This is a genomic window from Hyphomicrobiales bacterium (assembly GCA_030688605.1).
In the GTDB taxonomy this organism is placed as follows: Bacteria; Pseudomonadota; Alphaproteobacteria; order Rhizobiales; family NORP267; genus JAUYJB01.
In genome coordinates this window covers 1-12,613 of the sequence record JAUYJB010000106.1, presented here as the reverse complement: position 1 = coordinate 12,613, position 12,613 = coordinate 1, and the positions used below count along the sequence as shown (strand labels likewise).

The 12,613-nt window shown below is 63.8% G+C and carries 10 protein-coding genes; 2 read left to right on the top strand and 8 right to left on the bottom strand.

Annotation, left to right across the window (positions count from 1 at the left end; all coding sequences use genetic code 11):
- Positions 1 to 60: 60 nt before the first annotated feature.
- The 8 genes from Q8P46_11580 to Q8P46_11545 all read right to left on the bottom strand — a co-directional run bounded on the left by Q8P46_11580 (position 61) and on the right by Q8P46_11545 (position 10,959).
- Complete coding sequence (locus tag Q8P46_11580) at positions 61 to 1,149, bottom strand: glycosyltransferase family 4 protein (GenBank protein ID MDP2620795.1); 1,089 nt, start codon at positions 1,147 to 1,149, stop codon at positions 61 to 63.
- Positions 1,150 to 1,201: 52 nt separating this feature from the next.
- Positions 1,202 to 2,437: an oligosaccharide flippase family protein gene (locus Q8P46_11575; GenBank protein MDP2620794.1), complete on the bottom strand. Its 1,236-nt coding sequence runs from the start codon at positions 2,435 to 2,437 to the stop codon at positions 1,202 to 1,204.
- Positions 2,438 to 2,706: 269 nt separating this feature from the next.
- On the bottom strand, positions 2,707 to 3,993 hold the full coding sequence (locus Q8P46_11570; protein ID MDP2620793.1) for a nucleotide sugar dehydrogenase: 1,287 nt from the start codon (positions 3,991 to 3,993) through the stop codon (positions 2,707 to 2,709).
- A 280-nt stretch (positions 3,994 to 4,273) separates the two neighbouring features.
- On the bottom strand, positions 4,274 to 5,650 hold the full coding sequence (locus Q8P46_11565) for a polysaccharide biosynthesis/export family protein (GenBank protein MDP2620792.1): 1,377 nt from the start codon (positions 5,648 to 5,650) through the stop codon (positions 4,274 to 4,276).
- Positions 5,651 to 6,060: 410 nt separating this feature from the next.
- Complete coding sequence (locus Q8P46_11560) at positions 6,061 to 7,848, bottom strand: glycosyltransferase family 39 protein (GenBank protein MDP2620791.1); 1,788 nt, start codon at positions 7,846 to 7,848, stop codon at positions 6,061 to 6,063.
- 217 nt (positions 7,849 to 8,065) lie between these two features.
- Complete coding sequence (locus Q8P46_11555) at positions 8,066 to 8,908, bottom strand: enoyl-CoA hydratase/isomerase family protein (GenBank protein MDP2620790.1); 843 nt, start codon at positions 8,906 to 8,908, stop codon at positions 8,066 to 8,068.
- Entirely contained in the window at positions 8,905 to 10,095 is a 1,191-nt protein-coding gene (locus tag Q8P46_11550) for a thiolase family protein (protein MDP2620789.1), read from the bottom strand. Before Q8P46_11550 ends, Q8P46_11555 begins: the two co-directional genes overlap by 4 nt.
- Positions 10,096 to 10,116: 21 nt before the next feature.
- Entirely contained in the window at positions 10,117 to 10,959 is an 843-nt protein-coding gene (locus Q8P46_11545; GenBank protein MDP2620788.1) for an amidohydrolase family protein, read from the bottom strand.
- 181 nt (positions 10,960 to 11,140) lie between these two features.
- On the opposite strand from Q8P46_11545, the gene Q8P46_11540 reads away from it, so the two are divergent.
- Both Q8P46_11540 and Q8P46_11535 read left to right on the top strand, forming a co-directional pair.
- Positions 11,141 to 12,010 carry a TauD/TfdA family dioxygenase gene (locus Q8P46_11540; protein ID MDP2620787.1) on the top strand — a complete coding sequence of 290 codons (870 nt, stop codon included), beginning with the start codon at positions 11,141 to 11,143 and terminating at the stop codon, positions 12,008 to 12,010.
- A 110-nt stretch (positions 12,011 to 12,120) separates the two neighbouring features.
- On the top strand, positions 12,121 to 12,381 hold the full coding sequence (locus Q8P46_11535) for a hypothetical protein (GenBank protein MDP2620786.1): 261 nt from the start codon (positions 12,121 to 12,123) through the stop codon (positions 12,379 to 12,381).
- Positions 12,382 to 12,613 lie beyond the last annotated feature (232 nt).

Here is a 12,613-nt window from a genome sequence, read left to right as displayed (position 1 = left end):
AAGGTGTCCGACCCGTGGAGTGGGCCCGCTGAAGCGCCTAGCCATGATTCACTCTCGCCATCAGGGCTGTTTGAGCGTCGCGGGTGCGGGCTGCCGGCGGTCCCGGATGATCTTGTCGAAGATCTTGAGTTCGAGCTCGACCGCGTGCTCGAGCGAATTGTTCTTGCGCACGAAGGCGCTGGCTCTGCGGCCGATTTCCGGATCGATGGAGGCCAGCACCTCGCGCAGCTTGCGCTCGATCGCGTCGGCGTCGAAGCCGTCGATATGATGGCCGGTGACCCCGTCCTCGATCAGTTCAAGCGCGCCATCCGTCCGCGTCACCACGCAGATCAGGCCCGACGCCATGGCCTCGATCAGCGCCTTGGGCATGCCTTCGCGGGTCGAGCACAGCACGAATATCGTGTGGTCGTGGTGGGCGCGCATCAGCTCGCTGTTGGGCACGACGCCCTTGAAGCTGACCGTCGCTCGGCAGGCCCGCGCCGTCGCCTTCAATTCTTCTTCGAGCGGTCCGAAACCATAGATGTCGAGGGGTACGCCGAGACGGCCGCAAGCGAGAATGAGGTTGGCGATGTTCTTCACCTCGTTCAGCCGGCCGACGAACAGGAGCGGCTTGTCGGCGGCGTAGTCGGTGATGGGCGTAAATCCGGTCACATCGACATAGCTCGGCAGCACGGTGACCTTCTCGCTTTTCCCGGAGCCGGCGTAATAGGTCTGCATGGCGCGCGAGGTCACCGCCACATGGTCGGCAAAGCGGACGAGCAGCCTCTCTATGGCCAGCGCCATGACGTACTTGACTTTCCGGCCCTCGGTCTTGAACCGGATCGAAAGCGGATAGCCGAGCCTGAACAGCAGCGGTTTTCCGGTGATCAGCTTCGCGATCAACCCGGCCCAGGCACCGCTCACCTGCTGCGTCCTGAGCGCCGTCGCCTGCGAGATCACGCGATAGTGCAGGATGGGACCGATGATGGAGTAGATGACCGCGCCGCGGCGCGAGCGCAGAAAGCGCGGCGGCGTCAAGGCCCGGATGTTCTCCGGTACGCCCTTGTTGCGCTTGAGTTCAGCAAGCTTGTCCTGGTCGCGGTCGTCGTAGGTGAAGTAGTAGACTTCGTCGAAACTGCCGCTTTCGAGGAATTTCTCGTATTGGACCATATTCCTCAGAAGAAGACCAAATCGTTCGCCTTGTCCAAACGAACCTCCGAGATCAATGAACAAGATCAGTCTTCTCATGGACCCCAACTCTTTTCGAGAGCAGCGTGGTGGTCGTCATAATGAGGAAGTCGCGGAGCGGGTACGACGCGGCACAAAGCAGGAGGGCATATTCACCGCCTTGAAGGACCGAAACGAACAGATAGGAGACAACGAGGATCGCGGTCGTGACATTGACGATGGCGGGGATGATGACGGTGGAGTGCTTATAATAAATCGATGAATATTGAATGATGACGCCGACAGCATAGACGCCGAGGCCGGCGACGACAACGGCGGCGAGCGGATAGGCGTCCATATACTTGGCGGCGAGGACGTACGTGAAGTACCATTCCATGAGCAGCGCGGCGACGATGCCGATGCCGGTCAGCACGATGAGGGAAACGAGCAGCAGCCGTGCGTCGGGCCGCCGCGTGACCAGGATCGGGAAGTAGATCGCCAGCGTCGGCTTGACCAGGTGCAGAAACAGCCGCCCGGTCGACACGCCGATGGCGTAAAGGCCGAGCGCCTCGAGGCCGAAGAAGTAGGAAATCAGGAACTTGTCGGCGCTCTCCATCAACAGCGGAAACAGGCCGCTGCCGCTGAGCTGAATGCCTTCGCGGATATAGGTGCGCGCGTTCGGGTTGGCCTGCTCGAAGGTTTCCGGATGCCGCGTCAGGTAGAAAATGTGATAGCTGGCGATGGCGATCGAATAGGCGATCAGGAATACGGCGACCGACATCCCGACCCGGGTCGCGACGAGCGCGAGCACCACCAGGGTGCCGTATTTGGTCACGCTGTACAGCGCGTTGAGGGAGAATTGCTTGCGCGCCTGGTTGATCTGCGCGTACATGTCGGTGGGGTAGGTCAGCGGCAGCAGCAGGGCGCCGGCCAGCACCGGCAGCCACAGCTCGTTGCCGCGATCGTAGAATATGGCGGCCCACACCGCGCCGGCGACGATCCCCGCCAGCGCCCAGCGCATCCGGTTGAACAGCAGCGGCCGCACGACGCCCGCATCGCCCAGCACCAGATACTTGACGACAATCTTTCCGGTGTCGGTCAGCGTGAAGATGCTGAGCACGCCCATGATCGAAAGAAACAGCCTGAACTGGCCTCCGGCGGCCAAACCGAAGGCGCCGGACAGCACGAGAATGATGATGTAGTTGGACAGCCCCGACGACAGCGACGCGATCAGCGTCCACGGGGCATTGAACAGCGTGTATTTAACGAGGGACTGCGCCTGCGCTCTCATGCTTCCACCGTCCTCGGGCGCCATCGCTATACACCGTACTCGTCGCGGAACCATGCCGCGGAGCGCTTGCCGCCGTCTGCCGCCGCGACGGCATCCGCATCGGTCTGCGGGACGTTGTTCCGCGCCCGCCGCGGGCGGCGATCGCAACAGCGCCTCATATGGCCGGGGCCCGGCACATCGGGCCCGCGGTCCCGCCGCCCCTTGCGCGTCTTGCAGCCGATAAAGCCGGCAACGCCTGTTGCGAGACTATGCATGCGAAACGGCCCTGGTCACAGCCTTCTATGGCTCTCGTTCAAGGGGAGCACGCCCTTGATATCGTAGATAAGGCCGTTTGGCTTGAGCAACTTGGCGATTTCCGCCCGGTCGCCGTTTCGGATGTTGTCGTGATTGACGGCGAACACGAGAACGTCGAACGGGCCGGCGGGAAGCTCGTTCAGCACCTGGATCCCGTACTCCTCGCGGGCCTCCGACGGATCGGCCAGCGGATCGTAGACTTGCGTCTCTATGGCGGCGTCCTGGAGCCAATAGACGAGGTCGGCGACTTTGGTATTGCGCAGGTCGGGGCAATTCTCCTTGAAGCTAAAGCCCATGACCAGCACGCGCGCATTGCTGACGTCGAGCTTGCGCTGCAGCATCGTCTTCACGATGTCGGCGGCGACGAAGGACGCCATGCCGTCGTTAATGCGTCTTCCGGCGAGAATGATGTCGGGGTGGAAGCTGATCGATTCGGCCTTGAACGTCAGATAGTAGGGATCGACGCCGATGCAGTGGCCGCCGACGAGACCGGGCGAATATTTGTGGAAGTTCCACTTGGTGCCTGCGGCCTGCAGCACCTCCCGCGACTCCAGGCCCAGCTTCTTGAACAGCATCGCCAATTCATTGACGAGCGCGATATTGACGTCGCGCTGAATGTTCTCGATCACCTTGGCCGCTTCTGCGACCCGGATCGAGCTTGCCCTGTAGGTGCCGGCGGTGATGATCTCGGAATAGACGGCATCCACCAGGTCGGCCGCTCCCGGCGTCGACCCGGACGTGATCTTGACGATATCCGGCAGCCGGTGCTCCATATCGCCGGGGTTGATGCGCTCCGGCGAATAGCCGGCGAAAAAGTCGGTGTTGAACTTCAGGCCAGAGGCGCTCTCCAGGATCGGGACGCACACCTCCTCCGTGGCGCCCGGATAGACGGTTGACTCGTAAACGACGATATCGCCGCAGCGGAGCGTGCGGCCGACCGCCTCGCTGGCGCGCTGGAGAGCGGTCAGGTCGGGCCGTTTGGCCTGGTCGATCGGCGTCGGTACCGAGACGATATAGAAGTTGCACTGCTTGAGACCGTCGGGGTCGGCGGTAAAGCTCAGATCCCGGGCGGCGGCGAATTCCTCTGCCGTGACCTCGTGCGTGCGGTCGAAGCCGCGTGCCAGCTCCTCGATGCGTTTCGCCTTGACGTCGAATCCGATGACCGGAAACCGCCGCGCCATATACACGGCGATCGGCAATCCGACATAGCCGAGGCCGACGACGCCGATGCGGACGTCATCCAGTCGAGAGGGTGCAGTCATCGGGTGCTCCGTAAAAGAGCGCGAATGGCAGGCTTGCGCATTCCGCTTGATGCCTTGTCCGTTCTTTTCCTTCGGCCACGCGAAACAGCCGCTTGCGCGCAACGATCGTTATTCCGTTCCGTTTCCTCCGGCCGCGCGCCGCGCTGCTTTGTCGACAGAGGATTTGCGGTCTTGCGATCGGTTGGGCGCCGCATGAGAGAGAGCGACCGCGGGGGCATCATAGCCGTGCCGTCCCCCCTGAACTTGGTTCATCCTCCGACCCCTATGACCGGAAACCGCTCTAGTCTTCCGGAGAAGGCATGACGCGGAGCACGTCGTCCGGGCACAGCGGGGTCGACTCCGTGGCCTCCAGGATCTTCTGCTTTTTGCCCATATTGCGAACGATGTCATATTTCATCGTCGACGATCGAATCGACGAACTATTGTTTACGGGAATGCTGGTCAGGCTCTCGATGATCCGTTTGGAATAGCGGATGCTCAGTTCGTTCGATGCAATCTGCGCTTCCACGGTGTTGATTTCCTGCTCCAGATTCAGCGAACGGTTGACCTCCAGCAGGCTCAGGTCCCGTTCGGCCGTCACGAGGTCGAACTTCGCCCGCGCGATGCGCGCGACGGTATCGCGCTCACCCGCCTCCAGGTTCGCCATGACGCGTTGCAGCGTGAGCAGGTCTCCGCGACGGCTCAGACCCTTTTTCAGCAGGTCCTCCGAAATCGCCTGCTCTTTTCGCGCCAGCTCGACCTGCTGCAGCATGGCCTTGTGCTGCTCCTCCAGTGAGGAGATCACTTCCTTGGCGAGCCGCACGCCGGCTTTGCGTCCCTCGGTCTCCTTTTGATAGGCGATGTTGCGTTCCCGCATCAGGCGCCTTTCCGCCGCCATGAGCTCCTGGACCCGGTCCGGCGACTCCAGTTCGACGAGCTTTTCGGGCGCTTCGATCGTCTCCTTGCCCTCGCGTTCCGCCAGCAGTCGGACGTGGCGGGCAAGATTCCTCTTGAGCTCGGCGTCGGCGGCGCCAAGCCTCGCGGCCTCACGCGACACATCGATGGACGGGCCCAAATTCAGGCCGGGACGGAAAAGCCCGCCGCTCAGCGCAACGGCGCGCAGCACGGTCAAACCCCGCGTATAGGGGTGGGGCCCCTGCGCGTTGACCAATCCGATGACGTAGAAAGGACGCCGTTCGACGACCTCCAGGCCGAGGCTCGTGGTGAGACCGGCAATCGCTTGAAAGCTGGCGTGAATGGCCTTCTCGGTCTCGACGAGATCCTTGCCCGCGACCGGGATCAGCCCGAGTAGCGGCAGGGAAATGCGGCCGTCTTCCCGGACCCGGAACTCGCCGGACAAATCGGGCCGTTGGTAGAGCGATATTCTGAGGAGATCGCCGATGCCCAGCACGTATCCGTTCGCATTCGCGCTCGGGTTTCCGTCCGCCTCGGACCCGGCCCAGCACGCCGCCTCTCCAGCGGCCTCCCCGGCAGTTTCTCCGGAAGTCTCCGCAGAAGCCTCGGCAGGAGCCGCCCCCGCAACGGGGTCGGGCGCGGCCGTCTCGGCGGGGCTTTGCGCCGAAACCCCGGCTGCGAGCATGGTGGCGGAAAAAGCGACGATCGAGCCGGCAAGCAAACGCCGGAACGTTCGAGTGAGATCGTGTTTATGCACGGTCACAAGACTACCTCCACCTAAAGCGCCGGTCCGGGAACAATCGCGGCCAGGCGCCAAAAGACGTTGGTGCGCAGCCAGATATGGCACAAGCTCAACTTAGACAAGGGGCAACATTGCTGCCCCGCTATGCGGAGTAAACCGAGAAGCTGGATTATCCTTAATCCGGCAGCTCGGGCATGGGCCCCTGTTTGTCCGGGATGCGACGGATCGATCCGGCGCCTAGGGTGCGCCGGCTGATTTCGGGTGTCAATTCGCTTCGATAAGGGCCGTGACTCATATGACATTGCCCAAGTCCGGTTTGCCGTCATCGCCCATCGCCGACTTGCGGGCGGGCGGCCCGTTGGCCTTGATTTCCCGAAGCCAGGTTTCTTCTTGGCGGTATTGCGCGATGCCGCAGCAAGACCCGCGAAAAGCTACCTGCAGTCTTTTCCCTCGAACGGCACGGTGAATATGTTTCCACGGCTCGCCGCCGCGGGGGACAGCGTTGCGGATGACGCCGGCAACGATGCAACCATCGGAGAAAGCTCGAAGATCCTGTAAACGCCTCGCTCTTCCAAGACGAGACGTAGAGCCGGCGGACATGAGTCCGGCGGGCACGTCCAAAGAGGCGAGACCCCGGGCCGCGTCGGCATATAGGTCCGATCGAGCAGCAGGTATCTGAGGCCCTTCGTCTGCATGTAGTCGATGATATCGTCAGGAGAGCTTCTCGGCGCAGCGCAAGCCGATTTGGCGGCGAACGGGGCGCGACGGCCGTTCGCGTAATACATGGCCACCGCCGGCCGTCTGAGCGAGATCACGTTCACCGGGCGCTCGGCGGCAAGCGCGGAGAGCGCGATCGAGGCCCTTTGCAGCGGGTAAATCTCCGATGCGCGGCGCCAGATGGAAATGTTCCAATAGCCGTCGAGCAGGATCAGCGGCAGGGCGACACTGAAGGTCAGGACGCGCCAATCCGCCTTCTGCGCCGCGGCCGGTCGGCCGGCGAAGGTCCATCCGAGCAGCACGACGGCGCCGATGATCACGAATGCGCTGTGCGGCGTGAAAAACCTTGATCCGGAGACGAAGTAGGCCATCGGAATGACAGGGGACAGCATGAACAGGCAAAATCCGATGGGCTCCCATAAGTCGGAAACCCGATCGAGCCTGATCGGCGGTTTCCGGAACCCGTCGCGCCACGCACAGGCGGCAACGAACAGGACCACCGCGGCGAGCACGGCGATGTTTTCCCCGATCAGATATTTGGCGTAAGCGGCCAGGTTCTTCAAAAACCTGGGAATGTCTTCCCGCAGACTGGTCTCGACCTCGGCCACCCTGAGGTCGTATCCCAAGGTCGGCGCCTCTGCCTCGGTCTGAATGCTCAGGAGGTAGAGGTCCCGCCGCAGGAATTCATTGTCCTCGCCTTCCTGCATCGTCACCTGGCCGTCCACGACGTTCGAGGCGGCCTTGGTCGTCAGGGTGAATTCGCCGACATGGCGCGAGAGAAACCCCGCATAGGGCGCGTAGACGGCGGCCAGCGGCGCGACGTACACGAAGACGTATAGTGCCAGTTGGCCCGCGAACTTGAGCGAAAGGCGCGGCGAGGGCTGCCTGATGGCGAGGTCGAGAATCAGGAAACCGAGCAGGGCCGCCGCGATCCCCATGCCTTCGGGGCGCGTCAGCATGGCCCATCCGCCGAAGGCGCTGGCGACGATGAGGTTATGCGGATTGCGTCTCGGCTGGCGGATGAATCTGAGAACGAAATATCCGGCGCCGCTGATCGCGGCCATGTAGGCGACCGTCGACGCGCCGACCGCCGTGACGCCCATGATGAACGCGTTCGAGACCAGGAACAGTGGGGCCAGAAGGGCGAATGTGCGGGACACGTAAAAGCGGCACATGAGGTAGGCGAAGAGACAGGTGAGCAGCAGGAAGGCCACATTGGCGATGACGCCGGCCTGCACCAGTTCGAACCCGGCCAGGTGAAGCGGCAAGGCGGCAAGGCCGTAGCCGGGCGGAAAGATCAGCTCCGGCGTGCCGAAATAGGTGTAGCCGTGCCCCTCGGCCAGATTGGCGGCCGGAATGAGATAGTGGAACGTGTCGCTGTGACCGGCCAGCCCGCGGGAGTCGTGGAGGGCGAAGTTTGCGACGAACAGGACGACGAAGACCGCCAATAGGATGCGTTCGAGCGTCGAATGGCTGGGTTTGCCCGCTATCCCGACATGCATGCAACTCTTCCCCTCGGCCATCCGGACCAAGTCCAGCCCGTATCCCTCCGCATCCATCCGCCAAGGGAGGGAAGCTATCCTAACCCCGGTCGGTTTTCCAGGATCGCGGCGTCAGGTCGGTTACCGGCCTGCCGGCTGCCCGTGCCCGGAATCCGCTTCTGGACCGGGATGAGGAAAAGCGGGAACCGGTTTTCCGCCCGCATCCTGCTCTATCTTATTAGAATCGATCACGTTTTATGATTTTGGATCGATTTGATGTGATCTGGGACCGCGGCCGCTTGCGCGCGGTGAAGTTCGATACGCCCTGATTGCGGTCCGTTGCGGCAAAGCAGAGATTGGCGATCTTAATGTCGAATGGGGCGGTCTTCTCGCCGTCCCAGTCTGAGTCATGGTCGAGGCAGCGCTTGGCGCCGCGCACCGCGGCCTGCGTGTTGGCGAGGACCGCGCGGGCAAGCTCTAGCGCCTCATGCATACCATTCTTGGCCGCGACGACGCGGTTGACGATGCCGAGCCGTTCGGCGTCTGCCGCCGTGACGGTCCTTGCGGTGAGAATGAGTTCCTTGGCGCGCGCCATGCCGATGAGCTTGGGCAGCTTGCGGCAGCCGCCGGCCGCCGGTATCAGCCCCCATTTCACCTCCGGCAGGGCGAACGTCGCATCCGGCGTCGCCAGGATCATGTCGCAGCACAGGGCGATCTCGAAGCCGCCGCCGAGGCAATGGCCCCTGACGAGCGCGATCGCGGGCTTCGTCTTCTGTTCGAGCTCGCGATACATCGGAAACAGTTCGCCCATGCGGAAGGCGTGCGCTTGCCTGTCGCTGAGCTTCTGCCGTTCCTTCAGATCGACGCCGACCGAGAAGGCCTTGGCGCCGGCGCCGGTCATGATCAGAAGGTCGATCGCATCGTCGGCCTCGACGTCGCGCACTGCCTCGCGCAGCGCCCGGATCAGGGCCATGTCGATGGCGTTGAGCGCCTGCGGCCGGTTGAGGGAGAGGACCGCGATCCGGTCGTCCCTCTTGTCGAGCAGCACCTCGCCCGCCATCGCGCCCTCGCCGTCCTTCACCCTTCGCGCCGGATAACCATGGCGGTGGTGACACCGCCGCCGCCGCAGATCCCCGCGACCCCGAGTTCCTTGTCGTTCCGGCGCAATATATTGTCGAGGGTGATCAGGATGCGGGCGCCGGAAATGCCGGTCGGATGGCCGAGGGCGATGGCGCCGCCATAAAGGTTGAGCTTGCCGCGGTCCCATTTGAGCGCCCGCTCGTTGGCGATGATCTGGGCCGCGAAGGCCTCGTTGATCTCGATGAAATCCATGTCGTCGAGGCTCATGCCGGCCTTCTCCAGCGCCAGGGGAACCGAGCGCGCAGGCCCGTCGCCCATGGTCGCCGGCTCGACCGCGGCCTCGGCCGCCGAGACGATGGAAAACAGGGGCGCAAGCCCCATCGCCTTGGCGTTGCCGCGGCTCGTCAACAGGATGGCGCAGGCGCCGTCGCCCATGGCGCAGGAATTGCCCGCCGTCACGCTGCCGTCGGCAAGAAACACCGGTTTCAGCTTGCTGAGACGCTCGAGATTGGTGTCCGGCCTGATCGTCTCGTCCCGCGCCACGGTCGCGCCGCCGGGGTTGCGCCGCGTCGGCGGTAGCTTGACCGGAACGATCTCGGCCTCGGTCAGTCCCTCGCCTTGGGCTTTCGCCGCCTTTTGCTGCGAGGCGAGCGCGAATTCGTCCTGCGCGGCGCGCGAGATGCCGTATTTCTGCACCTGGTTCTCGGCCGTCATGCCCATGCCGAAGCCGCACAAGGGATCGATGGTGTCGCTCCACGCGTCGGACAGCGTCTTGTCGCCGAGCTTGAAGCCCTCCCAGCGCACATCCTTGAGCAGATACGGCATGGTGCTCATCGATTCCATGCCGCCGGCAAGGACGATGCGGACGTTGCCGGACGCGATCTCCTGGCCGGCCAGCATCACCGCCTTCATCGCCGACGGGCAGGCCATGTTGACGGTCACCGCCGGCACCGCGGTCGGAATACCGCCCTTGACCGAGGCGGTGCGCGCCGGGTTGGGGCCGTTGCCCGCTTGCCGGCAATGGCCGAGGATGACCCGGTCGATCTCTTCTCCCGGCACGCCCGCCCGCTCAAGCACCGCCTCGATGACGGCGGCGCCGAGGTCGTAGACCGGCGTCTGCCGGAACGAGCCGCCGAAGCTGCCCAAGGCCGTGCGCGCGGCGGCGATCGCGACAATGTCACCGTCCATTTGTTTCCCCTCCCGCTCCGCTCAGAGGCCATAGACGCGGGCGGCGTTCGAATGGAGGATCTTTTCGGCGACCTTTTCCGTCAGCCCCAATTCGTTGCGGATGCAGGCGATCGATTCCGCGTGCAGCACCGCTGGGTAATTGGTTCCGTAAAGCACCTTGTTCTGCCCCCGCGTCTTCATGAACTGCACCAGGCCCGGCTCGAGATATTTCGGATGATGGGCGTCGATGCCGATATAGACGTTCTCGTGCTTCCAGGCGAGCGACATCATCTCTTCGGTCCACGGCCATCCGGTGTGGGCGCCGACGAGCTTCAGCTCGGGAAAGTCGAGGGCGACGATGTCGAGGTGGATCGGCCGGCCGAGCTCGTTCGGCATGTGCTCGGCCGAGTGGCCGACCTGCATGGAGACCGGCACGTTAAGCTCCACGCATTTGGCGTAGAGCGGATAATAGAGCCGGTGGTTCAAGGGGATGCCGTAGCCGTAGGTGTGGATATAGACGCCCTTGAAGCCCAGCTCCTTGACCGCCCGTTCGACCTGGCGCACCGCCTCCAGCTTCTTCAGCGGATTGAAGCCGGCAAGGCCGATCAGCCGGTCCGGGTGCTTGCCGATGGCGGCCGCGACCTCCTCCTCGGTGATGTCCCAGACCATGGTCCTGTTCTGATACGACATCATGCGGATGGCCGGGATCAGCGCCTTGTCGAGGCCGGCCTCGTCCATCATCGCAATGAAGTCGTCGACCGCGACGCCCTTGACCCGTTCCTCCATCCGCCACCATTTGATCAGCCGCGCGATTTCCGGCTGGCCGTACCAGTGCTTCTCGATCGCTTCCGGCGTGAACAGATTGCAGTGAAAATCGATGGCCATGTCCTGCCCCTTCCCTCTCCCGCGCGGCGCAGCCTAGTCCGGCTTCCGGCCTTAGGGAACCGTCGGCGCGGGCTGGTCCATCCGGCCCGCGTCGGCGGGACTGGACGGCCTCCCGGTCCTATGGGACCATCCGGACCGGAGCCGCTCGGGGGAAGGACCGGACCCCGGAGGAGTAACCGAGATGAGCCCATCCTCGCCCGCATCCAGCGAAGCGGCGCTGACGGCCGGCGTCGAGACCCGGCCGCTGTCGCCGGCGCTCGGGGCCGAAATCGTCGGCGTCGACTTGAGCGCCGAGATCCCAGACGGCGTCTTCGAGCAGATCCTCGATGCCTGGCACCGCCACCTCGTGCTCCTGTTCCGCGGCCAGAAGCTGAGCGAGGAGGACCAGGTGCGCTTTGCCGAGCGGTTCGGGCCGTTGTCGCGGATCCATACGCCGCAATTCGTCAAGACCCACCCGGCGGTAATGCAGATCTCGAACATCCGCGAGGACGGTAAGCCGATCGGCGCGCTGCCCGACGGGGAGATGCAGTTCCATTCCGACCAGTGCCACCAGGAGCGGCCGGCGACGGGCTCGCTGCTCTACGCCATCGAGGTTCCGTCCAAGGGCGGCGACACGCTGTTCGCGAACGCCTATCTCGCCTACGAGACGCTCGGCGAAACGGTCAAGACGCGCATCGCCGGGCGCAAGGCGCTCAACGTCTACGACTATGGCTCCGCCCCGACCAAGCGCGGAGCCGTCCTCTCCGCCGATGCGCCGGCTTACGCCCATCCCGTCGTCCGCATCCATCCCGCGACCGGGCGCAAGGCGCTTTACATCAATCGATTGATGACGCGCCGGATCGAGGGCCTGCCGGAGGCGGAAAGCGACGCGCTGTTGGAGGAGCTGTTCGCGCATCAGGAGCGCCCGGAGTTCGTCTACGCCCATAAGTGGCGGCCCGGCGACCTTTTGATGTGGGACAATCGCTGCGCGCTTCACGCCCGCACGGATTTCAGCCCCACCGAGCGGCGGCTGATGCGGCGGGTCACCATTCTCGGCGAAAAGCCCTTCTGACCGCGCGGGGGGTTGTGCCGCGCCGGCGCCGCCCCCGGGAAATTGAGCAAGGTCAACGCGAAAGGCAACCGCCACATGCTGTTATGGGCCGGGGCACGGGAGGAAGAGACATGGCCGACACGCGCACTGATGCAGACCGGCGCGCCGCCGCGACGCATGACGACCTCATCCACATCATCGGCGAGATCGACAACGGCACCGCGGCCGCGATCTTGGCGCTCGGCCCGACGGTGGCCGAGGTCGAGCAGGCCTTCATGTGGATTTCCGGCGAGGGCGCCGTGGTCGACCGCTCCGGCCATCCGCTCGCCGGCAAGACGGCCGCCATCGTCGACATCCTCGCCGCCGAAATGCCCGAGGAAGAGGAGGAGTAGCGGCCTTCTCGATTGCCGCTGCGGGGCGAGGCCGCAAATCATCCCCATCGTCACCCGCGGGCTCGACCCGGCAACGACGAAAATATCATTCCCCTCCCCCTTGACGGGCTATCGGATTCACACATCTTTTTGACTTCAATGATTCCAATAACTTATCTGCCCTACCTTAGGAGAAACGGTCAGTATCCGGTGCCTTCGCATTTGTTGGAAAGACTCGCTTTTTCGAAATGGC

Excerpts from the sequence above, each read along its gene's own strand:
- Q8P46_11580 (MDP2620795.1), bottom strand. The coding sequence starts at position 1,149 with ATGGTCCAATACGAGAAATTCCTCGAAAGCGGCAGTTTCGACGAAGTC.
- Q8P46_11575 (MDP2620794.1), bottom strand. The coding sequence starts at position 2,437 with ATGAGAGCGCAGGCGCAGTCCCTCGTTAAATACACGCTGTTCAATGCC.
- Q8P46_11570 (MDP2620793.1), bottom strand. The coding sequence starts at position 3,993 with ATGACTGCACCCTCTCGACTGGATGACGTCCGCATCGGCGTCGTCGGC.
- Q8P46_11560 (MDP2620791.1), bottom strand. The coding sequence starts at position 7,848 with ATGCATGTCGGGATAGCGGGCAAACCCAGCCATTCGACGCTCGAACGC.
- Q8P46_11550 (MDP2620789.1), bottom strand. The coding sequence starts at position 10,095 with ATGGACGGTGACATTGTCGCGATCGCCGCCGCGCGCACGGCCTTGGGC.
- Q8P46_11545 (MDP2620788.1), bottom strand. The coding sequence starts at position 10,959 with ATGGCCATCGATTTTCACTGCAATCTGTTCACGCCGGAAGCGATCGAG.
- Q8P46_11540 (MDP2620787.1), top strand. The coding sequence starts at position 11,141 with ATGAGCCCATCCTCGCCCGCATCCAGCGAAGCGGCGCTGACGGCCGGC.
- Q8P46_11535 (MDP2620786.1), top strand. The coding sequence starts at position 12,121 with ATGGCCGACACGCGCACTGATGCAGACCGGCGCGCCGCCGCGACGCAT.